The following is a 25108-nucleotide window of genomic DNA, read 5'->3' as shown; positions in this document are numbered from 1 at the left end:
CCGGCCCCATCGCTGGAGACCGGCCCCCTTCTGCTTCACCCGCCGCGCCGCTCCCCCCGGAGGTGCGCGGCGGGCTGCGCTCGCGAAACGCTTCGCGGACTACTTCACGGCCTTCACGCGCGGGCGCTTCTCGCCCTCCGCCGGCTCGCTTGCTTCCGCCGCGGGGGCCGCCGCACCGGCCGCCTTGCCGATGCCGTACTTCTCCAGCACCAGGCCCTCGATCTCCTTGTAGGTCTCCGGGTGCTCGCGCAGGTACTCCTTCGCGTTCTCCCGGCCCTGGCCGATGCGCTCTCCCTTGAAGGAGAACCAGCTCCCGCTCTTCTCGATGATGTTCTCGTTGGAGGCCAGGTCGATGAGGTCGCCCTCCTTCGAGATGCCCGCGCCGTACATGATGTCGAATTCGACTTCCTTGAACGGCGGCGCCACCTTGTTCTTCACGACCTTCACGCGGGTGCGGCTGCCCACCACGTTCTCGCCGTTCTTGATGGCGCCCACGCGGCGGATGTCCATGCGCTGCGACGCGTAGAACTTCAGCGCGTTGCCGCCCGTGGTCGTCTCCGGGTTGCCGAACATCACGCCAATCTTCATGCGGATCTGGTTGATGAAGATGACGCACGTCTGGCTCTTGGAGATGGTGCCCGTGAGCTTGCGCAGCGCCTGGCTCATGAGGCGGGCCTGCACGCCCATGTGCGCGTCGCCCATCTCGCCTTCCAGTTCCGCCTTCGGCACGAGCGCGGCCACCGAGTCCACCACCAGCACGTCGATGGCGCCGGAGCGCACGAGCATCTCCGCGATTTCGAGGCCCTGCTCACCGGTGTCCGGCTGGGACAGGAGCAGGTCGTCCGTGCGCACGCCCAGCTTGCGCGCGTAGCCCACGTCCATCGCGTGCTCCGCGTCGATGTAGCCGCACACGCCGCCCTTCTTCTGCGCCTCCGCGACGATGTGGAGACACAGCGTCGTCTTGCCGGAGGACTCCGGCCCGAAGATTTCGATGATGCGCCCGCGCGGGACACCGCCCACGCCCAGGGCGATGTCGAGCGAAGTGGACCCCGTCGAAATGGCCTGGACGTCCTTCATCATGGGCTCGTCGTTGCCGAGCCGCATGATGGAACCCTTGCCGAACTGACGCTCCACCGCCGCCAGCGCCAGCTCGATCGCCTTTTCCTTCTCCTGATTCACGGCCATTTCTCGTCGCTCCTTGGAAGAGTGGACCACCCCGGTCCACCTGAACGCGCTTTTAGTACGCGATGGGTAGACCCTAGTCCACCCCCCTGACATCCGTTTCGGGTCCTGGCGGTCAGCTCTTGCGCAGGGCAGCCAGGAAGGCGGCCACCAGCCCGCCCAGTCCGGCCACCCAACCCGCCGGAACCTCTGGCACCAGCACCATCCCCAACCCGAGCCCGGACACCACCGTCAGCAGCGCCAGGGCTCCGCGATACAGGGGAGAGCCCACGGAGGCAACCGTCAGCACGGCCAGGGACAGCAGGGTCAGGAGCCCCTGCAGGATGAGCAGCCCGCCGGGCACGACGATGCCCGTGAGCCCCAGCACCACCTGCAACGCCAGCGCCCCCAGCCCCACCGCCAGGGCCGGGAAGGGCCCGCCTTTGGGGGGCGTCAGCCGCGCGCCGGGGACGGGGGCGTTCTTGAGGTGCTCCAGGTCCTCCGGGCGCACCTCCAGCGCGTAGGGGAAGCCCAGGGCCAGCAGGGACTCCACCGCCGTGGCCCGGCAGGAGCGCCCGTCCGAGTCCACCAGCCCGTCCAGGTTGCCCCCCTCCAGCAGCCGGTGGAAGGCGTCCGCCTCCGGCCGGCCCCCGCCCCGCGCCCCCAGCTCCTCCAGGAGCTGGTTGAGGTTCCAGGCCAGGCGCTTCTGTTCGTCCCCCTGCGCCCGCCGGGCCTGCTGCGCCAGCAGGTACATGGGCAGCGGCGAGTCCGTGGGCGGGGTGGGCGTGCCGCCCTGCGCCAGGGGCTCCGACGCGGGCTCCCAGGCCGCCAGGTCCGACGGGGACTCCGCCTCTCCCGCCGGGTGGGGAGCCGGTGTGCGCGAACGTGGGCGGAAAGCATCGGACACGGTGGCGAAACTGTAACCGGGGCGCGGCGTGGGGTTCAAAGTGGGGCCCGCCCGCAACTTCCAGCGGGCAACGGGGTTTCTGGCCTCACGGATGGATTGGGACCCGGACACGCAGGCGATGCTGAAGGTGGCGGCGGGCAACAAGCAGGCGTTCGCCTGGCTCTTCGACCGGCACCACGCGAGCGTGGCGCGCTTCGCGTTCCGCTTCGTGGGGGACGCGGCGCGGGCGGAGGAGCTCACGCAGGACATCTTCGTGAAGCTCTACCGCCACGCGCGCTCCTACAAGCCCACGGCGAAGTTCAAGACGTTCCTCTTCCGGGTGGCGACGAACCACTGCCTCAATGAGATGCGGCGCGGGGAGTACCGCGTGGCGCGCCTCACGGCGGAGGCCCCGGCGGAGGACGACGCGGGAGCGATGCGGATGCCAGGGCCCGACGGAGACCGGCCCGACCAGGCGTTGAGCGGCCGGGAGCTGGAGGCGGCGGTGGGCCAGGCCCTGAAGGACCTGAGCGACCGCGAGCGGGCCGCGTTCACCATGTGCCGCTTCGAGGGCATGGCGTACCGGGACATCGCCGAGGCGCTGGAGGCGAGCGAGGCCGCCGTGAAGAGCCTCATCCACCGGGCCACCCTGGCGGTGGCGCGCAGGATTGAAGCGTTGCAGGCGGGCACCGTGCCCGCGAGGAGTCGGGCATGAGCTGTGCGTTCGAGGAAGACCTGACGGCCTGGGTGGACGGGGAGCTGCCGCCCCCGCACCGCGCGCGCGTGGAGGCCCACCTGGCCACCTGCGCCGAGTGCCAGGGCACGGAGCGGCTCCTGCGCCTCACGGTGGCGCGGATGGCGGAGCTGCCCGCCTTCACGCCCTCCCCCTCCGCCCGGCGCGAGTTGCTGGCGCGCGTGGACGCGCTGCCGCCCACCTGGCGCGAGCGGTTCGCGCACCTGTTGAGGCCCGGCGTGCTCGTGCCCTCCGCGGGCCTGGGCGCCGCGGTGGTGCTGACGCTGCTCGTCGCCGGGCGCACGCGCGTGGAGGCGCCCGCGCTGGAGGAGTGGGACCCGGGCGCGCTGGAGGTGGCGGCGAACCTGGAGCTGGTCGAGGACTACGAAGTGCTGGGGCTGGACAGCTCCGAAGACCTGGAGGTCGTCGAGAGCCTCCACGAACTGGGGGTGCCGTGATGCTGGGAAGGATGACCGCTGGCGTGCTGGCGGTGGCGCTGCTCATCGGCACGTCCGCCCGGGCGGCCAACGCCCCCGCGCCCACCGCCGCGGAGCGCTTCGAGAAGCTCCCGCCGGAGCAGAAGGAGGCCCTGCGCGCGAAGCTGCGCGAGTTCAAGGCCATGTCCCCGGACGAGCAGGCCCGCGTGCGCGCGAACCTCCAGCGCTGGCGGCAACTGCCCCCGGAGGAGCGCGCGCGGCTGAGGAGCAACCTGCGCGACTTCCAGAAGCTGTCGCCCCAGGAGCGGCAGGCGGTGCGTGAGCAGGTGCGCGAGCTGCGCGGCCTCACCCCGGAGCGCCGCGCGGAGCTGCGCGAGCGGATGCGCGCCTACCTCAAGGAGCACCCGGAGCGCCGCGAGCAGATGCTGGAGAACATGCGCCGCTGGCGGCGGATGTCCCAGGAGCAGCGACAGGAGGCACGCGAGCGGCTGCGCGAAAGGCGGCGCAACCCGTGAGCCCCGCGCCCTGCTGGCTGCTGCTGTTCGCGCTCGCGGCCGCCGCGCCCGCGTCCGCCCAGCAGCCCCCGCCGCCCCCGCGGACGGAAGAGGTCCCCGCGCCCGCGAAGGCCGCGCACCCGGAGGCCACTCCCGTGCCGACCGAAGCCCGCCGCCCCCAGCCTCCGCTCACCGACGAGGACCGCGAGGTGGTGGAGAACCTGGAGCTGTTGGAGTCGCTGGACGCCGCCGCGGACCTGGAGGTGCTCCTGGAGCTGGCGGACGAGCAGTAGCGCCGGCAAACGAAGAAGCCCGGGCCCCCGTGAAGGGAGTCCGGGCTCTTTCGCGTCCAGGCCTGGAGCCTGGAGGCCGTGCAGCGCTACTCGACGGTCACGCTCTTGGCCAGGTTGCGCGGCTGGTCCACGTCGTTCCCGCGCATCTCCGCCACGTGGTACGCGAGGAGCTGCAGCGGGATGGTGGCCACCACCGGCGCGAGCAGCGCGCAGGCGGCGGGGATGCGGATGACGTGGTCGGCCAGGGTGTCCGCCTGGTTGTCGTCCTCGTCGAGGATGGCGATGACCTTGCCGCCGCGCGCGCGGACCTCCTCGATGTTGCCGATGATCTTCTCGTAGGCGATGTGCGGCTGCTTCGGCGCGATGACCACGACGGGCATCTTCTCGTCGATGAGCGCGATGGGGCCGTGCTTCATCTCACCGCCCGCGTAGCCCTCCGCGTGGATGTAGGAAATCTCCTTCAGCTTGAGCGCGCCCTCCAGCGCCACCGGGTGCATGGGGCCGCGGCCGAGGAAGAGGAAGTCCTGCGCGTTCATGAACTCGCGCGCCACGCGCTTCACCTGCGGCTCGCACTTGAGGACGTCCTCAATCATCTTCGGCACCTGGGTCAGGTGCGTCAGGTGCTCCTGCGCGCCCGCCACGGACAGCGTGCCGCGCATGCGGCCCAGCTTCACCGCCAGCAGGTACAGCGTGACGAGCTGCGTGGTGAACGCCTTGGTGGACGCGACGCCAATCTCCGGGCCCGCGTTGGTGAGGACGTGCAGGTTCGCCTCGCGCGTCATCGCGCTGCCGATGACGTTGCAGATGGCCATGGTGTGCGCGCCCAGCCGCTTGGCCTCCTTGAAGGCCGCGAGCGTGTCCGCCGTCTCGCCGGACTGGCTGATGGCGATGACCAGGTGGCTCTTCTCCACGATGGGGTCGCGGTAGCGGAACTCGCTGGCCAGCTCCACCTCCACCGGCAGCCGCGCCAGGGACTCGATCATGTGCTTGCCGGCCACGCCCGAGTGCCAGGACGTGCCGCAGGCCAGGATGGTGACCTTGGTGAAGGACTGGACCTGCTCCGGCGTGAGGTTCCAGGTCTCGAAGTGGACGTCGCCTTCCGTCAGGAGCATCCGGCCGCGCAGCGTGTCCGCGATGGCGCGGGGCTGCTCGTGGATCTCCTTGTGCATGAAGTGCTTGTAGCCGCCCTTCTCCGCCATCATCGGCGTCCAGTCGATGCGGCGCGTGGGGCGGTTCACCAGCTTCCCGTCGCGGTTGAAGATGTCGACCTTCGCCGCGGTGACGACCGCCAGGTCGCCCTCCTCCATGTAGACGAAGTCACGGGTGTGCTCGAGCAGCGCGGGCACGTCGCTGGCCACGAAGTTCTGGCCCTCGCCCAGGCCCAGCACCATGGGCGACGCGTCCTTCGTGCACACGATGCGGCCCGGGTCGTTGGCGCACACCACCACCAGGCCGTAGGTGCCCTTCACCTGCTTGATGGCCGCGCGGACGGCGTCCGGCAGGTCCACGCCGCGCTCCACCTCCGCGGAGATGAGGTGCGCGAAGACTTCGGAGTCCGTCTCCGAGGAGAAGACGTGGCCGCGCGCGCGCAGCTCCGCCTTGAGCGCCAGGTGGTTCTCGATGATGCCGTTGTGCACCACCGCGACGTTCTTGTACGTGTGCGGGTGGGCGTTCTCGTCGGAGGGACGGCCGTGCGTGGCCCAGCGCGTGTGGCCGATGCCGGTGGTGCCCCTGGGCAGGTCCTGCACCACGCGGTTCTCCAGGTTGCGCAGCTTGCCCGTGGCGCGCACCACGTTGAGCTGGTTGCCGCCGACCACCGCGACGCCCGCGGAGTCATAGCCCCGGTACTCGAGCTTCTTCAGGCCCGACACCAGGATGGGAGCAGATTCCTTGTCACCGACGTAGCCAACAATCCCGCACATGTTCTTCCTGCCTCTTTCTCGTCCCGCGGCCGCCGGAGCAAACCACGGGCAACCCGTTCACGCCCAACACGCCCAACCCCGCCCCGCCGACCGAGCAGCAGGCGAGCACTCTTGCTAACCAGCCTTCACCTTCACCTGCCGTGCCTTCTTGGCCGCCACCCACCCCTCCTTCACCACCTGCGGCGCACGGGACACAGCGAGGCTCCCAGGAGGCACATTTTTCGTCACCGTGGTGCCCGCGCCGACATACCCGCCGTCCCCCACCTTCACCGGCGCCACCAACTGGCTGTCCGAGCCGATGAAGACGCCATCGCCCAGCTCGGTCAGGTGCTTGTTCACCCCGTCATAGTTACAGGTGATGGTCCCCGCGCCGATGTTGCAGCCCGCGCCGATGTTCGCGTCGCCCAGGTAGGTCAGGTGGTTGGCCTTGCTGCCCTTGCCGATGCGGGCCTTCTTCGTCTCCACGAAGTTCCCCAGATGCACTTCCTCTGCCAACTCCGTGGCGGGGCGCAGCCGGGAGAACGGCCCGATGATGCAACGCTCGCCCACACGCGCCTCCTCCAGCACGGAGTAGGGCTTGATGTGGGTGCCATCCGCGACGTGGGAGGCCGTGAGCACGCTGCCCTGGCCAATGATGACGCCCTTGCCGATGACGGTGCCGGCCATCAGCGACACGCTGGGGCCGATTTCCGTGTCGGTGCCGATGGTGATGCCCTCTTCGATGTACGCGGTGGCCGGGTCCTGGATGGACACCCCCGCGCGCATGTGGGCTTCGTTGATGCGCTGCTGGAGGACGCGGGCGCGCGCCGCCAGCTCCACCTTGTCGTTCACGCCCGCGGTCTCCGTGGCGTCCGCGTCCACCGCGCCCACGGGGCCCAGCTTCGCGGCCATCTCCACCAGGTCGGTGAGGTAGTACTCGCCCTGCGCGTTGACGGGCTTGATTTCCGCCAGCGCCTTCCAGAGGAAGGCCGCGTCCACGGAGTAGATGCCCGCGTTGCACTCCTTCACCGCGCGCTGCTCCGGGGTGCAGTCCTTGTGCTCCACGATGCGCGCCACCTTGCCGGCCTCGCGGATGACGCGGCCGTAGCCGGTGGGGTCTTCCAGCGTGGTGGACACCAGCGCCAGCGCCCCGCCCGCGGCGTCGTGCGCGGCGAGCAGCGCCTGGAGCGTCTCCTTGCGCAGGAGCGGCACGTCTCCGTAGAGGATGAGCACGCGGCCGTCATGGCCCTTCAGCGCGTCTTGCGCCGCCTTCACCGCGTCCGCGGTGCCCCGCTGCTCCTTCTGGAGCGCGAAGCGCAGGGGCGCGTCCGGGAAGTGGGCGCGGATGGACTTCTCCACCTCCGAAGCCTGGTGGCCCACCACCGGCACCACGTGCGTGGCGCCCAGTTCCAGGGCCCGCTTCAAGGGATAGGCGCAGAGGGGACGGCCGAGGATGGGGTGAAGGACCTTGGCCTTCTCCGACTTCATCCGCGTGCCCTTGCCCGCGCACAGCACAACCGCCGCCAGAGCTGTCATATGCGGCGGAGAATTAGGGACCGCCGATCAACTCGTCAACCGCGCCCGGGCGTCAAAGATGATCGCGGGGTGTCCGGCGAGGGCCGTGCGCTGACTGCCACACACAACGTGTTGCATTGGACCGTGATGCCGAAGCGCGGCTTCAGGAACGTCGTCAGCCGCACCGGGGCGCAGGCCGGAGTCGGGGCCGACGCCGGGTTTTCCACGGGGTTCGGAGGACTCATGAGCACCGCCCGTCGCTGCACATGAGTGAAGCCTGCCCCGCTTCCGCTCACAATCCAAGGAAAAAAATGTTGTCTGGCTGAAACCCTGGTCCGGGCGCGGCGCATGGTGCATTAGGGAACGGCCGGAAATCACAAGGAAAGGCATCCAGGTGGGGAAAGCACACATGGGAGCTGTGGGACGGGAGTCGTTCCGCGCGCTGGGACTCGCGGTGTTGCTGGTGGCGGCGCAGGCGGGTGCGGCACGTCCCTACCGGGGAGGTGCGGTGGCCACGGCGTATCCGCCCGCGAGCGAGGCCGCGCTCCAGATGCTGGACAAGGGCGGCAACGCGGTGGACGCGGCGGTGGCGGCGGCGTTCGTGGCGGCGGTGGTGGGCCCCTACCACTCCGGCGTGGGCGGCGGCGGGTTCGCGCTGGTGCATGACGCGAAGTCGGGCGGCACGCAGGCGCTGGACTTCCGGGAGGTGGCTCCGAAGGGCGCCTCGCGCGACATGTACCTGAAGGACGGCGCGCTGGTGCCGGGCCTGTCCACGGACGGCGCCCTGAGCGTGGCGGTGCCGGGCGCGGTGGCGGGCTACCTGGAGCTGCTGTCCAGGCACGGCAAGCTCAAGCCCGCGGTGGTGCTGGCCCCGGCCATCCGGCTGGCGAAGCAGGGCTTCTGGGTGACGCCCAAGTACCAGCAGATGGCCACCGGCCGCGCGGAGTGCCTGCGCCGGGACCCGGAGGCGGCCCGCATCTTCCTTGTGCCCAACGCGCAGGGCACGCCGGACGTGCCGCCGCTGGGGCACCTCATCAAGCAGCCGGACCTGGCGCGCACGCTGGAGCGGGTGGCGAAGGGCGGCGCGAAGGCCTTCTACGCGGGCCCGGTGGCCCAGGCGCTGGTGAAGACGGTGCGGGACGCGGGCGGGCTGCTCACGCAGGAGGACCTGACGGACTACCGCACGCGCGCGGCCACCCCGCTGGAGACCATCTACCGCGGGCACCGCATCCTCACCATGCCGCCGCCCAGCGCGGGCGGGCTGGCGGTGGTGCAGGTGCTGGGCATGCTCCAGCAGCTCCGGCCGCAGGGCGTGCCGTACCGCGACCCGGAGTCGCTGCACCTCTACGTGGAGGCCGTGCGGCGCGCGTACGTGGACCGCGCGAAGTACCTGGGGGACCCGGCCTTCGTGCAGGTGCCGCTGGAGCGGCTGACGTCGCCCGGGCACATCGCGGACCTGGCGGGCGGCATCGACCCGAAGAAGGCCACGCCCAGCGCGTCGCTGCTGGCGCCGGTGACGGGCGGGCCCGCCTCCACGCTGCGCAAGGACGCGGGGCCGCTCACGCCGGAGCCGGAGAAGAAGAACACCACGCACATCTCCGTCATCGACAAGGACGGCAACGCGGTGGCGATGACGACCACGGTGAACTACAGCTTCGGCTCGTGCCTGGTGGCGAAGGGCACCGGCGTGCTCCTCAACGACGAGATGGACGACTTCGCCGCGCAGCCGGGCGTGCCCAACGCGTACGGGCTCGTCACGGGCGAGCCCAACGCCATCCAGCCCGGCAAGGTGCCCCTGTCCTCCATGTCCCCCACGCTGGTGTTCACGAAGGAGGACCCCCGGCGGGTGATGCTGGCGGTGGGCAGCCCCGGCGGCTCCACCATCCCCACCACCGTCATCCAGGCCATCAGCAACGTGGTGGACCACGGCATGGACGTGACGCGCGCGGTGGGCGCGGGCCGCCTGCACCACCAGTACCTCCCGGACGAGCTGTGGGTGGACCGGTGGGGCCTGGAGCCCGCGACGCTGTCCACGCTGGAGGCGAAGGGCCACAAGATTCGCCGGGTGGACGCCTGGGGCGACGCGGAGGCCGTCTACAGCGACCCGCGCACCCACCTGCGCTATTCCTCCAGTGACCCGCGCAACGAGGGCGCCGCGACGGGCCAGGACTGAAAGACGAAGGAGAACGACTGCCCGTGGCCGAGCCGATCCCGCTCTTCGATGCGCACCTCCACCCGGAGGCCCTGACGGACCAGGACCTGGAGTCCATGCGCTTCTTCGGCGTGGAGCGGGCCCTGGTGGTGGCGCACCACTTCCCGGAGCCCACGGCCAAGGCGCTGCGCCAGCACTTCGACCAACTGGTGGAGAAGCAGCTCCCGCGCCTGGAGCGGCTGGGCATCCGCGCCTGGGCCGCCCTGGGCGTGCACCCGCGCTGCATCCCGCGCCGGGGGCTGTCGGAGGTCCTGAGCCACCTGCCGGACTACTTCGAGGGCGGCCGGGTGGTGGCCCTGGGCGAGACGGGGCTGCACGTGGGCGGCGAGGAGGAGGAGGAGGCCTTCCTGGAGCAGCTCGCCCTGGCCCGCCAGCTCAAGCTGCGCGTGGTGGTGCACACGCCGCTCAAGGACAAGGAGCGCCACACGCGGCGCATCCTCACGCTGCTGCGCCAGTCGGGCCTCGCGCCCTCGCGCGCGCTGGTGGACCACGCCAACGCGCGCACCGTGCGGACCATCCTGGAGGTGGGCCACTGGGCCGGCCTCACCCTGCACCCGGAGGCCCTCCAGGCGGACCGGGCGGTGGCCCTGGTGCGGCGGCTGGGCAGCGAGCGCCTGGTGCTGGACTCGGACGCGGGCGACGGCGCGGGGGACATCCTGGGGCTCGCGCGCACGGCGAACCTGCTGGGCAAGGCGAAGCTGTCCGAGCGCATCGTCCGGCGGGTCACCCGGGACAACGTCGCCCGCTTCTTCCAGATCCACGACTGAGCGCGCCATTCGCCCGCCGTGCGGGTGGCGCGCGGCGCGTTGAAAAGTGGACGGCCGCCCGCCCCTGTCAGCGCTGTAAATGCGACGGGCCTCGCGCGGTGAAGCGCGAAGCCCGTGACGCAGCGGCCTGGAATCCCGGAAGGGGGGACTAGTTCACGGAGACGGAGGCCTGGGCCTCCGGGTGCAGGGTGAGCCCCTGCGCGTCCGGCGCCAGCCGCACCTGCACGGGCACGCCCTGGGAGCGGTACTCCGCGAGGGAATCCGCCGCCTCGTCGAGCAACTGCTGGTAGCGCTCCTCCAGCTCCACCGCGATCAGGAGCATGGTCTCGCCGGCGTCCGTCACGCCCGGCCGGTACACCTGGCAACGCTGGAACCGCGCCCAGCGACCGTTCTGCATCTTCACAAGCTCGCCGTCGTAAGCCATGCGCAGCACCCTCTTGAGTGAAATCCGACGGTCGCAATGTAGAGATGAATCCCCGCGCTGTCATCCCCCCGTTTGAAAATTCGTAAACCCCTCGTGGTTCCAATGGGTTGCCGCCGCTCAAGGGCGTGACCAGGGGGGCCCCGGCGGCCGGACCGGCGCAAAATGTAAAGTGGAGCACTGTCAACGCGGTTAACAGCGGTGAAGGGTCCATGCCGCGTCGCGCTGTCAACACTCCGTGAACCGGGCCTCCCGGGAGGGGCGGCCGGGGGACGGGGCGGGAGTGACGCGTGGCACCCGGCGGGGGCATCCCTTAGATTCCAGCGGATGAAGTTGCCCCTGCCGTTCCGTCGCGACCGTCCCATCATTCCCTCCGCCAACGCGCAGGATCACGCGGAGCGGTTGATCGCCGAGTCCCTGCGCATGCTCGGCCAGGTGTGCTCGAAGGTCGCGGACGCCATCGAGGCGCAGCGGCTGGAGCGCCAGGGTTACGCGCACAACAGCTACCTGCGGCGCCTGGACCTGGACGAGGACGAAGCGAAGAAGCCATCCGGACCGGGCACGGGAGGGTGACGGCCCCCCGGGAGCCCGAGGACGCCGACGCGCCGGTGCCGTGCCTGGCGTCCTCGCCGGCCGCCACCTGGCGGGAGCAGGGCATCCAGATGCCCATGCCCGCGCTGGCGGACGAGGAAGGGCCCCGCGTGGACCCCGGCCTGCCGCCCGTCGTGGACGCGCACGTGCACCTGTTCCCCGACCGCGTCTTCGAGGCGGTGTGGCGCTGGTTCGACCGCTACGGCTGGCCCATCCGTTACAAGCTGCACACGCCCCAGGTGCTGTCCTTCCTGCTGTCCCGGGGCGTCGAGCGCGTGGTCGCCCTGCACTACGCCCACAAGCCGGGCATGGCGCGCGCGCTCAACGCCTTCATGGCGGAGGTGGCCAGGGCCGAGCCCCGCGTCATCGGCCTCGGCACCGTGTACCCGGGCGAGCCCGGCGCGGTCGGCATCCTGGAGGAGGCGTTCGCCCTGGGACTGAAGGGCGTGAAGCTGCACTGCCACGTGCAGGCCTTCGCCCCGGACGCGCCCCCACTGCACGAGCTCTACGAAGCGTGCGCCCGGGCGGGCAGGCCGCTGGTGATGCACTCGGGGCGGGAGCCCTCCAGCGCCCAGTACCCGGTGGATCCGTACCAGCTCTGCGCCGCGGAGCGGGTGGAGCGGGTGCTGAAGGATCATCCCACGCTCAAGCTGTGCGTGCCGCACCTGGGAGCGGACGAGTTCGACGCGTACGCGCGCCTGCTGGAGCGCCACGACACGCTCTGGCTGGACACCACCATGGCGGTGGGCGGCTACTTCCCCGTGCCCCTCCCCCGCAAGGCGCTGGAGGTCCGGCCCGAGCGCATCCTCTACGGGACGGACTTCCCCAACATCCCCTATGCGTGGGACCGGGAGCTGAGGGCGCTGGCGGGGCTGGGGCTGGACGAGGCCGCGCTCGCGGGGGTGCTGGGCGGAAACACGCTGTCGCTCTACGGGGAGTGTTGAAAAGAAACGAAGGCCCTTCCGCAATGAGGGGGGCATTCCCATCTTCGTCCCCATAGAATCGCGGTCCCCAAGCAGACGCCGCCACTCCAGAGGCTCAAGCCCATGTCGAACTTCATCCTGGTCGTCGACGACGACGCGAGTCACCGCACGCTCATCTGCGATGCCCTCCAGGAGATGGGCTATGCCACCATCGAGGCCAAGAACGGCCGCGAGGCGCTGGACCTGCTGGAGGACGACATCCCGGGCGCCGTGCTGCTGGACCTGCGCATGCCCGTCATGAGCGGCTGGGGCCTGCTGGACGCGCTCAAGAAGATGCCCCGGGCGCGCAACCTGCCCATCATCATCATCTCCGGCTACGGCTTCGAGTGGGAGGCGGAGCTGGTGGGCGCCGCCGGCTACATCTCCAAGCCGGTGGACCTGGACAAGGTGCGCACCACCGTGCAGCAGATCGTCGGGCCGCCGGAGGTGGCCATGGTGCACTGAGTCGGGGAGCGCCCGGCGGGCCGCACCATCCGTCAACCCGAGGATTGTGGGCAGCCCCACGGGGCATGGTGTGATGGCGTCCTTCATGACGCCCCCTCCTGTTGAACCCGCCGGCCAAGAGCTGGCCATCGACGCCCGCGGCCTCGTCAAGCGCTTCGGCGGCTTCACCGCGCTGGACGGCCTGGAGCTTCGGATTCCACGGGGCGCCTTCTACGCGTTCCTCGGCCCCAACGGCGCCGGCAAGTCCACCTCCATCGCGTTGCTCACCGGCGTGTACGGGCCGGACCAGGGCACCATCCGCATGCTCGGCGTGGACGCCGTGGCCAGGCCCCTGGAGGTGAAGCAGCGCGTGGGCGTGGTGCCGGAGGAGCTGAGCCTCTTCGAGCGCCTCACCGGCCGCCAATACCTCACCTTCTGCGCGCGCATGTACGGGCTGGACGGCGCGGAGGCCGCGGCGCGCGCGGTGGAGCTGCTGGAGCTGACGGAGCTCACGTACAAGGCGGGCGCGCTGGTGGCGGAGTACTCCAAGGGCATGCGGCGCAGGCTCGCCATCGCCGCGGCGCTCATCCACGCGCCGGAGCTGGTGCTGCTGGACGAGCCCTTCGAGGGCATCGACGTGCTCGCCGCGGGCGTCATCCGCGAGCTCTTGCGCGAGCTGTCGCGCCGGGGCGTCACGCTGCTGCTCACCACGCACGTGCTGGAGATCGCCGAGCGGCTGGCCACGCACGCGGGCGTCATCCGGGGCGGGCGCATGTTGGACCAGGGCCCGGTGGAGGCGCTCCGCCAGCGCCACGGCGTGCCCACGCTGGAGGCGGTGTTCGAGAAGCTGATCGCCGTGCCCGCCGCGCGCAACGCGAAGCTGTCCTTCTACGGCGAGCCCGCGGCGGACGTGGTGCCGCTGCGCCGGGAGTCCGCGTGAGCCGCCCGCGCCCGAAGGTCCCCGGCTTCCTCCAGCACCTCTTGCTGCTCTGGGGCCTGCGCCTGCACCTGGGCCTCAACCAGGGGCCGGGCCGAAGCCGCCTGCTCGCGGTGGCCGCGTTCGTGGGCTCCAGCGCGCCGGGCGTGCTGCTGGGGCTGAGCTTCTTCAAGCTGATGCGGCTGCCGCTCATCGTGCACAGCAACGTGTGGCCGTACTTCATCCTCAACCTGCTGTGCTTCGTCACCGCCGCCACCTGGGTGACGTGGCCGCTCCTGTCCGCGGGCGTGGATGACCACTCGGAGCTGTCGCGCTACGCGGCGTTCCCCATCTCGCCGTTCCGCCTGCTGATGGGCTCCACGGTGGCCAGCCTCTTCGAGCCGCGCGCGCTGGTGTTCTACGCGCCCCTCACCGGCGCGGCGGTGGGCTATGCGTCGCGGCACCGGCTGGCCTCGCCGTGGCTGGCGGCGGTGCTCTACGTGCTGTTCGCGCTCTTCTGCGCGGCGTGGAGCCGGGTGGGCCTGTACACGGTCATCAACGTGCTGCGGGAGAAGCACAGCGCGCGCATCATGGGCGGCGGCATGGTGGCGTTCCTCGTCGCCGCGTCGTTCATCCCGCCCATCGACACGTCGTGGCTCACCAGCGTGGGCGAGGCGGGCGTGGGCGCGCTGGACATGAGCCTCATCATCAACGCGGCGGTGGCGCTCAGCCAGGTGCCCCCGGGCTTCTTCGGCGACGGGCTGGGACAACTGGCGCACGGGCGCGTGGGGATCGCCATGCTGGAGGCCTTCGGGCTCCTGTTCTTCACCGCCATGGGCATGGGCGTGGCGTACGCGCTCCTGATGCGCTTCCACCGTCAGGCGGGGGGCCGCTCCGGCGGTGACCGGGGGGACGGGAAGGACAGCGACCCGTTCGCCACCACGGGCTCGCGCTTCGACACGCTGCTGCGCCGCGAGGTGCTGGACCTGTGGCGCAACCCGCGCGCGCGGCTGCTGGCGGCGGTGCCCTTCATCCTGGCCATCCTGCTGAAGCTGCTCTCCGGCCGGGACCTCTTCGTGTACCTGCTGGGCGGCAGCGCGGACGCGTGGGTGATGGGCGGCCTGAGCATCTACGGCGCGGTGGTCATCGCGTCCACGTTCTCCCAGAACACCTTCGCGTACGACGGGCACGGCTTCGCGGTGTTCCTGGCGGCGCCCCTGGACCTGGCGGACGTGCTGCGCGCGAAGAACCGGGTGCAGGGCGTGGCGGCGCTGGGGATGGCGGTGCTGGTGGGCGCCTTCTACCGGGTGTACTTCGGCGCGGGCTCGCTCGTGGACTTCCTGTGCGCCATGGCCGCGGTGGCGGCGGTGGTGCCCATGCTGCTGGCCGCGGGCAACTTCCTGTCGCTGTACTTCCCGGTGAAGTTCCACGCGAGCCTCAAGCGCCGCGACCGCATCCCCCTCACCGCGTCCATGCTGGGAATCCTCGCGGCCAGCGTGGGCTGCATGCCGTTTGGCCATGCGCTGCGGGCCGCGGGGAAGGACGGACCGGGCTGGCAGTCCGTGGCCTTCATCCTCGGGTTCGCGGTGCTCCACTTCGGCGTGTACCGCGTGACGCGGCCCTGGGCCATGCGGCTGCTGGACCAGCGCCGGGAGGTCGTCCTGCGGGCGGTAACGCGCGAGTAGCCGCGCTCAGTACGTGACGCCGAAGCTCGCGGCCTGCTTCTTCACGCTCTTCATCACGTTGGCGTCGAAGGCGTCCTCCTTGGCGGGGGCGTTCTTCGCGAGCCACTGGTCGCGCTCGGCGGCGAGCTTCGCGACCTTCTCCTCCAGCACCTTGCGCTCGGCGGCCAACTGCTTCACCTTCGCGGTCCGCGCCTCCTTCTTGAGGCCCTTGAGCTCCTGGGGCAGCTCGTCGTCCTTGAGGGTTTCGAGCGCGGCCGGCTGCTCCAGCAGGTCCACGCCGCCCGCGATGGCCGCGGGCGCGCTGCTCACCGCCCCGGCGCTGGCGGCGCTCTTGCCCGCGCCCCGGCTCTCCTTCATGTAGCTGATGCGGTCCGCGACGGCCTCCGCGGCCATGCCCTTGGTCGCCTCCGCGCGGGCGACGTTCATGGCCCGGGCCTCCGCGCGGCCGCCGTAGAGCGTCTTGGACGCCAGCTCCGCGTTCACCCGCGACAGCTCCGCGTCATAGGGCGTGGCCACCGCCACCATGCCGCCCGACGCGTCGATGGAGTCGAAGGTGCCGTCCGTCAGCTTCGCCACGTAGCGCCAGGACTCCTCGGTGCTCGCGTCCGCGCCGCAGCGCACCGTGTTCACCACGATGTGGCGCTCCTTCGCGCGCTTGGACCACATCTTGAAGTCCCAGGCGGCCTCGCGCTGGGCGGGGGGCGCGTCGCCCACCAGGAAGATGACCTTCATCACCTCGCGGTCCTGGCTCCACTTGAGCAGCGACACGGCCTCGCCCAGGCCGCGGCCCACGTGCTCCGGGGTGTCCCCGCCCCCGTTCGCGTCCAGCTTGCGCAGCTCCGCGAACATGGAGTCCATGTCGTCGCTCAGGTCGAAGCGCTTCGTCACGTACGCGTCCCCCTGGTCGCGGTAGGCCACCAGCGCGACCTTCAGGTGCGGCGTGGGCTTGCCCTTCGCGATGCGCGACGCGATGGAGAAGATCTTCTGCTTGGCGCCCTCCAGCAGGCCGCCCATCGACCCCGTCGTGTCCAGCACGAACGCCACCTCGATTTCAGGCCGGGCGCCCTGCGCCTGGACCTGCGGGTCCTGGGGGTTCGTGGGCTTGACGGGCGCCTCCTTCGCGGGCGGCTTCTGCTCCGCGGGCTTCGCGGTGGAGGACGGCGCGCTGACGGGCGTGACGGCCCAGGCGGAGGTGGCGGACAGACCGGTGGCGAGCGCGGCCGTCAGGACGGCCCGCGAGAGGGGCTTCAGGTTCATGGGTGGGCTCCGGAAGACGGCTTGCGAGGCGGGCACATCCGCGCCGCCTGCTCCTGTAACGGACAGGCCCGCCGGAAGTTCTACGCCCCCGGTTGCACCCCTCCGGAACGGGCGTTACGCCCCGCCTCCGTGCGCGTCTTCCACATCGACCGGTATCTCGTCCCCCTGCCCGACGGGCACCGCTTCCCCATGGAGAAGTACCGGGTGCTGCGCGAGCTGCTGCTCGAGCGCGGCATCCTCCCTTCCACCGCCTTCCACGAGGCTCCCCGCGCGGAGCGCCACGAGCTGGAGCGCGTCCACACCCCGCGCTACCTGGACGCCTTCTTCGGCGGCGCCCTCACCGACGCGGAGCTGCGCCGGCTGGGCTTCCCCTGGTCCTCGCGGCTCGTGGACAACGCGCGCGCGTCCGTGGGCGGCACCGTGGCCGCCGCCCGCGCCGCGCTGGAGGACGGCTTCGCCGCGAACCTGGCCGGCGGCACGCACCACGCCTTCCCGGACCACGGGGAGGGCTTCTGTGTCTTCAACGACATCGCCGTGGCCATCCGCGTGCTCCAGGCCGAAGGGGCCCTCCGCCGCGCGGTGGTGGTGGACCTGGACGTGCACCAGGGCAACGGCACCGCGGCCGTCTTCGCGGGCGACCCGTCCGTCTTCACCTTCTCCATGCACGGCGAGCACAACTTCCCCTTCCGCAAGCACCCCTCGCACCTGGACCTGGGGCTGGAGGACGGCGTGGGGGACGCGGAGTACCTGGCCGTGCTCGACGCCCACCTGCCCCACGTCCTGGAGTCCGCCCACGCCGACCTGCTCTTCTTCCAGGCCGGCGTGGATCCGCTGGAGGAGGACACCCTGGGCCGGCTGTCGCTCACCCACGCGGGGCTGCGCGAGCGCGACCTGCGCGTGATGCGCGCGGCGAAGGAGCGCGGGCTCCCCGTGGTGCTCACGCTGGGCGGCGGCTACGCGCGGCCGCTGGCGCCGTCGCTGGAGGCCCACGTCGGGACTTATCTGGCCGCCTGTTCGTTGTTCCGCTGACGCCCGTCTTCCCCGGGGCCGCTTGCGGGCCCGCGCGCCCCGGCCTCATGCTCACCCCTGCTTCGCCACCCCTGGAGCCCTCCCATGCCGCGTTCCCTCCCCCGTCTCGCCGTCCTCGCCTGCGCGCTGGCCCTGGGCTGTGGCGGCGACACGCCCTACTACCGCCTGGACTGGGGAGGCGAGGACACCATCACCGCCGCGCCCGGCGACACCGTGCCGTATGACATCGCCATCCAGCGCATCGCGGACAACCTGGGCGAGGTGCGCGTGCGCGCGGTCATCGTGCCCGAGGGCGTCACCTTCGGCCCGGAGTTCTCCCTGCCGCAGGGCGAGACCACCTTCAGCACCACCACCAACGTCACGGTGTCCCGCGGCGTCACGACCTACGGCGTGAACCCGCTGCAGCTCGTCGCGGAGGACCCGGCCAACAACGTCACCGCCCGGGGCAACATCTCCCTGATGATCCTGGAGCCGCCCGAGCCCAACGAGGCCTTCTCCGTCGCCGTGGAGCCCCGCCAGGTGAACCTGACGCCCGGCCAGTCCGGCCAGACGACGGTGACGGTGACGCGCGCGGAGGGCTTCACCGGCGCGCTCACCATCACGCTGGAGTCCCCCAGCACGCGGCTCACCGCCGACCCCATCACCCTGGCCCCGGGCGAGACGAGCGCGCAGGTGCGCGTGGCCACGGACCGCTCGCTCACCGTCCTGCCGTACGCGGTGAAGTTCGTGGCCACCGACGAGACGGGGCGCACCGCCAAGACGGGCTTCACGTTCAACCTGAACCTCATCTGAGGCAGGCCGTGAGGGCCCCCCGCGCCGCCCGGTGTCAGGCGCGGGGTACCGGCGGCGTCTCGGCGGCGCTAACTTGAGGACCGCCATGACGCCGACCGCCCCCATCGCTCCCCCAGCACGACGCCAGGCCGCCCGGGAGGCGCTCGCCCTGGACGACGAGGCCCTGCTGAAGGTCTGCGACGTGGAGTTCTTCATCGCCTCCGGACCGGGCGGCCAGCACCGCAACACCACCGCCAGCGGCGTGCGCCTCACCCACCCGCCCACGGAGCTGTCCGTCACCGCCACCGAGCGCCGCAGCCAGTCCCAGAACAAGGACGCCGCCGTGCGCCGCCTGCGCGCCGGCCTGCAGGCCCTCACCTTCGTCCCCAAGGTCCGCAAGGCCACCCGCCCCACCCTGGGCTCCAAGCGCCGCCGCCTGGAGGAAAAGAAGCGCACCTCCGAGAAGAAGGCCGGCCGGGGCGGCAGGCTCGCGGATTAGGCGGCCGGGCCTCCGCCGCTATGCACGTCCTGCGGACCTCGCAAGCTTTGCGTAGCAACTGACGTCGCCCACCCACAGCCACACGGTTTCTTTCCAAGGCGCCTCCCGCACGGAAGCGCCCCACGCCAGGGCACACGGTGTGCACAAGCCGGGGTGACCCCTGACCCCGAGGGGGGTCGGTCGGTCCCCAACCCCCGGTGAACCCTTGGCCCCCATCTCCCCCAGAGTCTCCGCGGCGCGGCGAATCCTGCTGGGCCTGGCGCTCGTGACGGCGCTGCCGGCGTCCGCGACGGACATCGTCACCTTCAGCCAGGGCGCGCTCATCATCCCGGAGCAGGCCACCTTCCAGCAGGGCTGTGGAAGCCTGTCGGCCTACGGCCTGGTGTGGCGCCTGTTGCAGTCCAACGAGGCGGGCGGCTTCAACGCCAACCACCCGGTGACGGTGTACCTGGCCATCGACGACACGAAGCGGTCCCCCAACCGCTGCGTGCCCACCAACAAGCACCTGCCGCCCCTGCCGCACAACGGCCAGTGGAACGACCCGAGCTGGAATGACGGCTGCGACTTCCACATCTCCCGCGCGGACGCGGCGCCCGTCGTGCCGGTGCCGCCGCTGCAGGCGCTGCCCCCGAGCGGCCTGTTCCCTCAAGGGAACATCGACAACTTCACCACCAGCACCACCCAGGCGCGGCCGAACTTCACGGCCAGGACGCTCAACAGCGCCAGCGGCTTCCGGGACGTCCAGTACATGGGCGGCGCGTTCATCATCGACGCGAAGGACGCGAAGAACGCGCTCGACTTCCTGAACTCCTCCACCGGGCCGGACGCGCCGAACAAGTTCCGCACCACGTGCAACTGCGACACGTTCAAGAACAACAGCGGCTGCTTCTACGTGCGCATGCACCAGGCCACCATCGAGTTCAACGCGCCCATCGGCCGGCGCCTCAACCGGGTGCCTCCGAAGATCGCCCTGCTGGACCTGGACGACGACAACGCCGTGGACACGTCGTTCGTGAAGGGCGGCATGCTGGACGACTACCTGCGCAACGCGGGCCTGGACTTCCCGGGCGCGGGGGGCTGCCCCCAGGGCACCGTCAGCGGCTGCGCGCTCAACGGCGGCAAGCCCGGCCTCATCTACGACTCGCTCCACGCCAACGCGGACCTCATCTCCACCACGGCGTTCCCCCACGGCCTGCTCAACGCCGTGGACCCCGCCACGGATCGCCCGCGCTACCGCGTGTTCTGGGCCCCGCACTGGCAGATTGGCGACAGCACCCGCCCCGAGTACCGCTCCAACGGCGACGGCGCCGGCAACCAGGCGGAGAACGTCCTCAACAACATCGCCTACTTCACCAACCAGCGCGGCAACGGCCTGTTCGCCGAGTGCACCAGCATCTGGTCCTACGAGCACACCGACAAGGTGGGCGGAGGGCTGGTGCCGTCCACGCGCTTCCAGGGCGACGTCTCCTTCGAGAAGAACAAGCTGGGCGGCGGCGACAAGTGGGACGGCCGCAACTGCACGGACCCCGACTACGTCAACGAGTCCTCGCCCCGGCCCGCCTGCATCATCTACCCCAACCCGGGCGACCCCTTCTCCCAGTTGGGGGACTTCCGCTTCAACAACGTGGCGGGCGAGACGGAGAACTACCGCACGACGTTCAAGAACGGCGTGCGGCGGCTGGCGGTGAGCTGGGTGAACTACGCCGCGGGCAACCAGTACGACAACCCCACGGACGTGGCGGTGGACAACCACCGCGGCCACGACTTCTTCTCCTTCAACCAGAAGGACAATGATCCGCAGAAGGCGACCATCGTCTATCTGGCGGGCCATGACTTCAAGGGCAGCGTCGCGGGCACGCGCATCGTGCTCAACACGCTGCTCAACCTGGGAAGCGAACCGCTGCAGAGCGAGCGCACCGTGTCCGCGCCCGTCGCGCTGGACGACACCAACGGCAGCGACACCAACGGCTCGCGCGCCCTCCTGTTCAAGACGTCCTACAACGCCGTGACGGGCTACCCGCCCGGCGCGGACACGTACACGCCCGCGCAGGGCTCGCACTGGGTGTTCCCCTACTACCCGGGCACGCTGCGCGCGCACTCGCTCATTGGCGGGGACGCGCTGTCCACGGGGGAGAACTCCCTGTCGGACGGCACCCTGTGGAACGCGGACGCGCGCATGCCCCTGCCCGGCGACCGCAACCTCTTCACCTACTTCGGCGGCGAGGTGACGGTGAACCCGTCGCTGGGCGCCGGCCGCTCCGCGCCGCACGGGGTGATGCAGGTGGGCTGGAAGCCGGAGGAGGTCTCCGGCACGCGCATCAACCGCAACTACGGCTCCACCCCCAACCCCGGCTGCGTGGACGAGCTGAAGCTCGGGCGCGCCACGACGCGTGACGGCGGCTTCCGCTACGACTTCGTGAAGGGGCCGGACGGCGTCTGCGACCTGCAGCAGGCGACGCAGTACTCGCCGCAGGTGGCCGGGGCGGACTTCGGCGTCACCAACGAGTTCATCAACAAGACGCAGTTGTCCGTGGACTTCAACGCGGTGGCGATGATGCTCCAGCGGGTGCGCGGCTACTGCTACGCCACGGTGTCCGGCCGCGACGGCGCCGGTGAGACGCCCATCCTCGAACCCGCCAACACCCAGTGCAACAACGAGGACGCGGACAACAAGGCGCACCTGGGCGGCTTCATCCACTCATCGCCCGTGGTGGTGACGGCCAGCCCCCACATCCCGGACCGCAACGCCGCCCGGCCCACGGTGGCCTACGCGGCGGGCCTGGATGGCCAGGTGCACGCCTTCTACGTGTCCGGCGGCGCGCGCTATGACGGCCCCGCGCAGAACCTGAGCTTCCCCAACCCGGACGCCAGCGCGCGCTTCAAGACGGACTTCGCCCAGCGCTTCCGCAGCGGCACCCCGCCCCCGCCGGGCACGGAGCTCTGGAGCTTCCTGCCGGCCACGCAGCTCGCGGGCCTGCGCAACAACACCGCGCGGGTGAACAGCGCGCCCGCCGTCTTCGACGTGTTCGCGGACTTCGTGGGCAGCGGCCGCCGCGAGTGGCACACCGTGCTCGTCGCCAACGTGGGCCAGACGGGGCGCGACCTGTTCGCGATGGACGTCACCCACCCGCTCAAGCCCGTGCTGCTGTGGCACCTGGTGGGCAGCCACTACGCCACCTCCAGCGCGCCCAACTCCGCGGTGGCGCTGGCGGACAGGGGCCAGGGCGGCCTGGACTGGACGTACACCTGGGACGAGGACTCCAGCCTCTTCCTCCTGCCGCCGCGCTCGGACCCCGGCCGGCTGCCCAGCGGCCTGTATGACTACAGCGGCCTGGGCGGCTCGCGAGGGCTGTCCGTGGGCGTGGGCCGGCTGGGCATGGAGCCCGTGTACGCCGTCTTCGTCGCCTCCAGCAGCTCCGGCGCGCTGCCGGTGCCGGGCTCCCCCGGCACTCCCGCCAAGGGCGTGCAGGTGTTCGCCATCGACGTGGCCACCGGCCAGAAGCTGTGGCAGTGGCAGCAGGCCTACACCAGCAGCGTGGACAACAGCGCGCCCGCCGCGCCCACCGTGTCGCAGGACTCGAGCGGCGCCGCGCGCCTCTACGTGGGCGACATGGAGGGCCGGCTCTGGGAGCTGGACGCGTCCACCGGCATGAACCTCAACGTGGCGCGCATGGGCCCCGCGTGCTCGGAGGCCTCGCCCTGCAAGTACGCGGCGATGAACATCGGCGGGCTGCCCCCCGCCAGCCAGCCCATCAGCACCAACGTGGGCCTGGCGCGCATCCCGCTCGACGCGGCGAACACCTCCGCCTTCGGCGCGTACAAGGGCAAGGTGGTGGCCCTGGTGGGCACCGCCGGCATGGACTGGGTGCCGGACACGGTGGGGGGGCGCTTCCACGCGCTGCTGCTGGACGCGGGCCTGCGGCTGCCGCTGGGCATGGACGGCAAGCGGCTGGACGGGTCGCCCATCGACGCGAACCTGGCCCACACGGAGGCGAACACCTACGGCGTGCTCCAGGAGCCCCCGCCCTTCCCGCTCATCTTCCCCGCGCCCGAGCACGTCTACGGCAACATCACCATCGCCGGGCGCACCGCGTACTTCAGCACCGCGGAGGAGTCCGTGAACGACCCCATGCTGCTGAGCGCGTCCGTCGGCGGCCACACCTACAGCATCGATTTGGGCAACACGGCGGCCACGCAGGCGGGCATCCAGCCCATGAGCGGCGCCACGCTGGCCAACTACGGCGGCGTGGCCGTCTACCACCGCGACAACGGCGGCGCGTCCACGGACTACGTGGTGGGCGCGGAGGTGAGCGCCCTGCGCGTCACCCGCATCGACAACGCGAACAACACGGGCGCCTCCAGTCCCAACGCGAAGGACTCCGTGGACGGCAACAACGGCGTGCTCTACCAGCTCCTCAACTGGAGCCAGAGGTTCCTCGAATGAGAGCCCTTCCCTCCTCCGCCCCCCGGCGCGGCAGCGGCCTGCTGGAGGTGCTCATCGCCATGTGCGTGCTGGCGCTGGCCGCCGTGGGCGCCGTGATGGGCATGGTGGCCGCCACCCGCGACGTGAAGGACGGCCAGGTGCTCCAGGGCCGGCGCATGCTGCTGGAGGCGCGCGTGCAGCGGCTGTGGCTCGCGTCCAAGATGGACCTGGCCCACCAGGCCGTCCCCCGGCCCGCGCTCTTCCCGCCGGACGTGGCCCTGGCCACGGCGCCCTGGGTGCTGGACCCCAGCGCGCCGCAGGCGGGTGACATCGGCACCGGCGCGTACTTCCGCGTGCGCCCCACGGGCCAGGTGGAGCCCGCGCTGGACGTGCCCGCCGGCACGCCCTGCACCGCCGCCACCCCGGACTCGGTGCTGCCCCGCGACGTCTACTGCCGCGAGGTCCTGGTGACGCAGGGGCTGCCCCAGGACCTGCCGCCCGCGGCCCAGGCGATGGTGCCCGCCGGGGCCCTGCCCTTCACGTTCTGGACGCGCGCGTACCGCAAGGGCGACAGCCTGGAGCGCGCCATCGTGCACAGCGAGGTCTTCGTCCTATGAGGACCCGGCTCCGGACGAACGCGCGCGGCATGACGCTGCTGGAGACGATGGTGGCCGCGGTGCTCGCCACCATCATCCTGGCGGCGGCCACCGCGCTGCTGCTGGCGGGCGGGCGCGTGGTGCACAACACGGAGCACGTGGCGGACAGCCATGACAACGCGCGGCTCGCGGGAGAGACGCTGCTGTCCGCGGTGCGCCAGGCCGGCGCGGGCATGTCCGAGGGCCTCTGGGTGGTGTCCAGCGGAACGCCCCAGCGCATCAACCCCGTCTTCGGCGGTGACGGCGCGGGCATGGGCGTGCTCGCCGCCACCACGACGGGCAACGCGCCGGGCACGGACGGCAGCGACGACCTGTGGCTGGTGGTGCCGGACCGCAACTACCTGGGCCGCGACTGCGCGCCGGGCGCGGCGATGACGGTGGTGAAGCCGGGCACCGGCGCCCTGGAGGTCAACTGCCAGGGCACGTTCGCCGGCGCCGCGCCCGCCAACCCCATGCTGGTGGCCAGCAACATGAAGAGCGCCGCGCTGCTCACCCAGACGTCGGTGACGAGCACCCCGCCCACGGCCACGGTGAACTACCTGGAGACCGGCGTGCCGGGCTTCTCCAACGCGCCCCACAAGGGCGGCTTCCAGAAGGGCGACCTGGTGTACCCCGTGCGGCTGCTGCACTTCTTCATCGGGACGAACGCGAGCACCGGCCGCAAGGCGCTGATGCGCGCGGAGGGCAGGCCCGGCAGCGACGTGTCGGGGCGCCCCTTCGTGGACATGGCCGACCCGGTGGTGGTGCAGGACCACGTGGAGGACTTCCAGGTGACGTTCGGCATCGACGCCAGCAACACCGGCGACCCCACCCGCTACGACTTCCAGAACGGCCTCCAGCCCGAGTACACGCCGGGCCTGCGCTCCGTGCGCATCAGCGTGGTGGCCACCGGCCGCACGCCCCGGCGCGACACGCAGAGCCAGTCCGTGCTCTCCGAGGACCTGCCCATCCCGGTGGAGAACCACACCCCGGCCGCGGCCCCCGCGGACGGCTACTTCCGCAGCCTCTTCTCGCGCCGGGCGGAGCTGCCCAACCTGGCCGCCGCCAGCCTGTGA

Annotated in this window: 23 protein-coding genes; 17 read left to right on the top strand and 6 right to left on the bottom strand. The window is 71.2% G+C overall.

The window, feature by feature from the left end; all coding sequences use genetic code 11:
* Positions 1-99: 99 nt before the first annotated feature.
* Together recA and K8612_RS26830 are read right to left on the bottom strand one after the other, a co-directional pair.
* Positions 100-1185 carry a recombinase RecA gene (recA, locus tag K8612_RS26835; RefSeq protein WP_223741236.1) on the bottom strand — a complete coding sequence of 362 codons (1086 nt, stop codon included), beginning with the start codon at positions 1183-1185 and terminating at the stop codon, positions 100-102.
* A 112-nt stretch (positions 1186-1297) separates the two neighbouring features.
* Complete coding sequence (locus K8612_RS26830) at positions 1298-2068, bottom strand: hypothetical protein (RefSeq protein WP_223764379.1); 771 nt, start codon at positions 2066-2068, stop codon at positions 1298-1300.
* A 91-nt stretch (positions 2069-2159) separates the two neighbouring features.
* Here K8612_RS26830 and K8612_RS26825 point away from each other — a divergent pair, with 91 nt between their 5' ends.
* The 4 genes from K8612_RS26825 to K8612_RS26810 are packed head-to-tail and all read left to right on the top strand — an operon-like array spanning position 2160 to position 4004.
* Positions 2160-2762 (top strand): RNA polymerase sigma factor, encoded by a 603-nt coding sequence (locus K8612_RS26825; protein WP_223764378.1) that lies wholly within the window; start codon positions 2160-2162, stop codon positions 2760-2762.
* Entirely contained in the window at positions 2759-3238 is a 480-nt protein-coding gene (locus K8612_RS26820) for an anti-sigma factor (RefSeq protein ID WP_223741239.1), read from the top strand. Before K8612_RS26825 ends, K8612_RS26820 begins: the two co-directional genes overlap by 4 nt.
* A gap of 11 nt (positions 3239-3249) precedes the next feature.
* On the top strand, positions 3250-3732 hold the full coding sequence (locus K8612_RS26815; RefSeq protein WP_223764377.1) for a DUF3106 domain-containing protein: 483 nt from the start codon (positions 3250-3252) through the stop codon (positions 3730-3732).
* Positions 3729-4004: a hypothetical protein gene (locus K8612_RS26810; protein WP_223741241.1), complete on the top strand. Its 276-nt coding sequence runs from the start codon at positions 3729-3731 to the stop codon at positions 4002-4004. Before K8612_RS26815 ends, K8612_RS26810 begins: the two co-directional genes overlap by 4 nt.
* An 86-nt stretch (positions 4005-4090) precedes the next feature.
* Here K8612_RS26810 and glmS read toward each other — a convergent pair whose 3' ends face one another.
* Positions 4091-5926 carry a glutamine--fructose-6-phosphate transaminase (isomerizing) gene (glmS, locus tag K8612_RS26805; protein WP_223741242.1) on the bottom strand — a complete coding sequence of 612 codons (1836 nt, stop codon included), beginning with the start codon at positions 5924-5926 and terminating at the stop codon, positions 4091-4093.
* 114 nt (positions 5927-6040) lie between these two features.
* The gene (glmU, locus tag K8612_RS26800; RefSeq protein ID WP_223764376.1) at positions 6041-7441 is read right to left on the bottom strand and encodes a bifunctional UDP-N-acetylglucosamine diphosphorylase/glucosamine-1-phosphate N-acetyltransferase GlmU; all 1401 of its coding nucleotides are present in this window, start codon (positions 7439-7441) and stop codon (positions 6041-6043) included.
* A 388-nt stretch (positions 7442-7829) separates the two neighbouring features.
* Between glmU and ggt the strand changes: the two genes are divergently transcribed.
* Complete coding sequence (gene ggt, locus K8612_RS26795; protein WP_223764375.1) at positions 7830-9593, top strand: gamma-glutamyltransferase; 1764 nt, start codon at positions 7830-7832, stop codon at positions 9591-9593.
* A 23-nt stretch (positions 9594-9616) separates the two neighbouring features.
* Positions 9617-10399 (top strand): TatD family hydrolase, encoded by a 783-nt coding sequence (locus tag K8612_RS26790; protein WP_223764374.1) that lies wholly within the window; start codon positions 9617-9619, stop codon positions 10397-10399.
* A 148-nt stretch (positions 10400-10547) separates the two neighbouring features.
* On the opposite strand, the gene K8612_RS26785 is transcribed toward K8612_RS26790, so the two are convergent.
* Complete coding sequence (locus tag K8612_RS26785; RefSeq protein ID WP_120561800.1) at positions 10548-10823, bottom strand: hypothetical protein; 276 nt, start codon at positions 10821-10823, stop codon at positions 10548-10550.
* Between the two features lie 324 nt (positions 10824-11147).
* On the opposite strand from K8612_RS26785, the gene K8612_RS26780 reads away from it, so the two are divergent.
* The 5 genes from K8612_RS26780 to K8612_RS26760 all read left to right on the top strand — a co-directional run bounded on the left by K8612_RS26780 (position 11148) and on the right by K8612_RS26760 (position 15418).
* On the top strand, positions 11148-11393 hold the full coding sequence (locus K8612_RS26780) for a hypothetical protein (protein ID WP_223741246.1): 246 nt from the start codon (positions 11148-11150) through the stop codon (positions 11391-11393).
* Entirely contained in the window at positions 11390-12355 is a 966-nt protein-coding gene (locus tag K8612_RS26775) for an amidohydrolase family protein (RefSeq protein WP_223764373.1), read from the top strand. Before K8612_RS26780 ends, K8612_RS26775 begins: the two co-directional genes overlap by 4 nt.
* Positions 12356-12457: 102 nt before the next feature.
* Entirely contained in the window at positions 12458-12838 is a 381-nt protein-coding gene (locus K8612_RS26770) for a response regulator (protein ID WP_014394116.1), read from the top strand.
* An 85-nt stretch (positions 12839-12923) separates the two neighbouring features.
* Positions 12924-13757 (top strand): ABC transporter ATP-binding protein, encoded by an 834-nt coding sequence (locus tag K8612_RS26765; protein ID WP_223764372.1) that lies wholly within the window; start codon positions 12924-12926, stop codon positions 13755-13757.
* A complete protein-coding gene (locus K8612_RS26760; RefSeq protein WP_223741249.1) occupies positions 13754-15418 on the top strand; it encodes a hypothetical protein in 1665 nt (554 codons plus the stop codon). The genes K8612_RS26765 and K8612_RS26760 overlap by 4 nt, the downstream gene beginning before the upstream one ends.
* A gap of 6 nt (positions 15419-15424) precedes the next feature.
* Here K8612_RS26760 and K8612_RS26755 read toward each other — a convergent pair whose 3' ends face one another.
* Positions 15425-16675, bottom strand: coding sequence for a VWA domain-containing protein (locus tag K8612_RS26755; RefSeq protein WP_223764371.1), 1251 nt, complete (start codon positions 16673-16675; stop codon positions 15425-15427).
* A 129-nt stretch (positions 16676-16804) separates the two neighbouring features.
* Between K8612_RS26755 and K8612_RS26750 the strand changes: the two genes are divergently transcribed.
* The 6 genes from K8612_RS26750 to K8612_RS26725 all read left to right on the top strand — a co-directional run bounded on the left by K8612_RS26750 (position 16805) and on the right by K8612_RS26725 (position 25108).
* A complete protein-coding gene (locus K8612_RS26750; protein WP_223764370.1) occupies positions 16805-17704 on the top strand; it encodes a histone deacetylase in 900 nt (299 codons plus the stop codon).
* Positions 17705-17788: 84 nt separating this feature from the next.
* Positions 17789-18496 carry a hypothetical protein gene (locus tag K8612_RS26745; protein ID WP_223741252.1) on the top strand — a complete coding sequence of 236 codons (708 nt, stop codon included), beginning with the start codon at positions 17789-17791 and terminating at the stop codon, positions 18494-18496.
* An 85-nt stretch (positions 18497-18581) separates the two neighbouring features.
* Positions 18582-18974, top strand: a complete 393-nt coding sequence (locus K8612_RS26740; RefSeq protein ID WP_223741253.1) for a peptide chain release factor-like protein — start codon at positions 18582-18584, stop codon at positions 18972-18974.
* Positions 18975-19179: 205 nt separating this feature from the next.
* On the top strand, positions 19180-23418 hold the full coding sequence (locus K8612_RS26735; RefSeq protein WP_223764369.1) for a hypothetical protein: 4239 nt from the start codon (positions 19180-19182) through the stop codon (positions 23416-23418).
* Positions 23415-24014 carry a type II secretion system protein gene (locus K8612_RS26730; RefSeq protein ID WP_223741255.1) on the top strand — a complete coding sequence of 200 codons (600 nt, stop codon included), beginning with the start codon at positions 23415-23417 and terminating at the stop codon, positions 24012-24014. Before K8612_RS26735 ends, K8612_RS26730 begins: the two co-directional genes overlap by 4 nt.
* Complete coding sequence (locus K8612_RS26725) at positions 24011-25108, top strand: PilW family protein (RefSeq protein ID WP_223764368.1); 1098 nt, start codon at positions 24011-24013, stop codon at positions 25106-25108. Before K8612_RS26730 ends, K8612_RS26725 begins: the two co-directional genes overlap by 4 nt.

Source organism: Corallococcus sp. AS-1-6 (genome assembly GCF_020037015.1).
GTDB lineage: Bacteria > Myxococcota > Myxococcia > Myxococcales > Myxococcaceae > Corallococcus.
This window is presented reverse-complemented; position numbering and strand designations above follow the sequence as displayed.

Coding starts and splice junctions, on each gene's coding strand:
- glmU (WP_223764376.1), bottom strand. CDS start 7,441: ATGACAGCTCTGGCGGCGGTTGTGCTGTGCGCGGGCAAGGGCACGCGG.
- K8612_RS26745 (WP_223741252.1), top strand. CDS start 17,789: ATGCCGCGTTCCCTCCCCCGTCTCGCCGTCCTCGCCTGCGCGCTGGCC.
- K8612_RS26825 (WP_223764378.1), top strand. CDS start 2,160: ATGGATTGGGACCCGGACACGCAGGCGATGCTGAAGGTGGCGGCGGGC.
- K8612_RS26730 (WP_223741255.1), top strand. CDS start 23,415: ATGAGAGCCCTTCCCTCCTCCGCCCCCCGGCGCGGCAGCGGCCTGCTG.
- K8612_RS26740 (WP_223741253.1), top strand. CDS start 18,582: ATGACGCCGACCGCCCCCATCGCTCCCCCAGCACGACGCCAGGCCGCC.
- K8612_RS26755 (WP_223764371.1), bottom strand. CDS start 16,675: ATGAACCTGAAGCCCCTCTCGCGGGCCGTCCTGACGGCCGCGCTCGCC.
- recA (WP_223741236.1), bottom strand. CDS start 1,185: ATGGCCGTGAATCAGGAGAAGGAAAAGGCGATCGAGCTGGCGCTGGCG.
- K8612_RS26815 (WP_223764377.1), top strand. CDS start 3,250: ATGACCGCTGGCGTGCTGGCGGTGGCGCTGCTCATCGGCACGTCCGCC.
- K8612_RS26765 (WP_223764372.1), top strand. CDS start 12,924: ATGACGCCCCCTCCTGTTGAACCCGCCGGCCAAGAGCTGGCCATCGAC.
- K8612_RS26780 (WP_223741246.1), top strand. CDS start 11,148: ATGAAGTTGCCCCTGCCGTTCCGTCGCGACCGTCCCATCATTCCCTCC.
- glmS (WP_223741242.1), bottom strand. CDS start 5,926: ATGTGCGGGATTGTTGGCTACGTCGGTGACAAGGAATCTGCTCCCATC.
- ggt (WP_223764375.1), top strand. CDS start 7,830: ATGGGAGCTGTGGGACGGGAGTCGTTCCGCGCGCTGGGACTCGCGGTG.
- K8612_RS26785 (WP_120561800.1), bottom strand. CDS start 10,823: ATGGCTTACGACGGCGAGCTTGTGAAGATGCAGAACGGTCGCTGGGCG.
- K8612_RS26770 (WP_014394116.1), top strand. CDS start 12,458: ATGTCGAACTTCATCCTGGTCGTCGACGACGACGCGAGTCACCGCACG.
- K8612_RS26725 (WP_223764368.1), top strand. CDS start 24,011: ATGAGGACCCGGCTCCGGACGAACGCGCGCGGCATGACGCTGCTGGAG.
- K8612_RS26820 (WP_223741239.1), top strand. CDS start 2,759: ATGAGCTGTGCGTTCGAGGAAGACCTGACGGCCTGGGTGGACGGGGAG.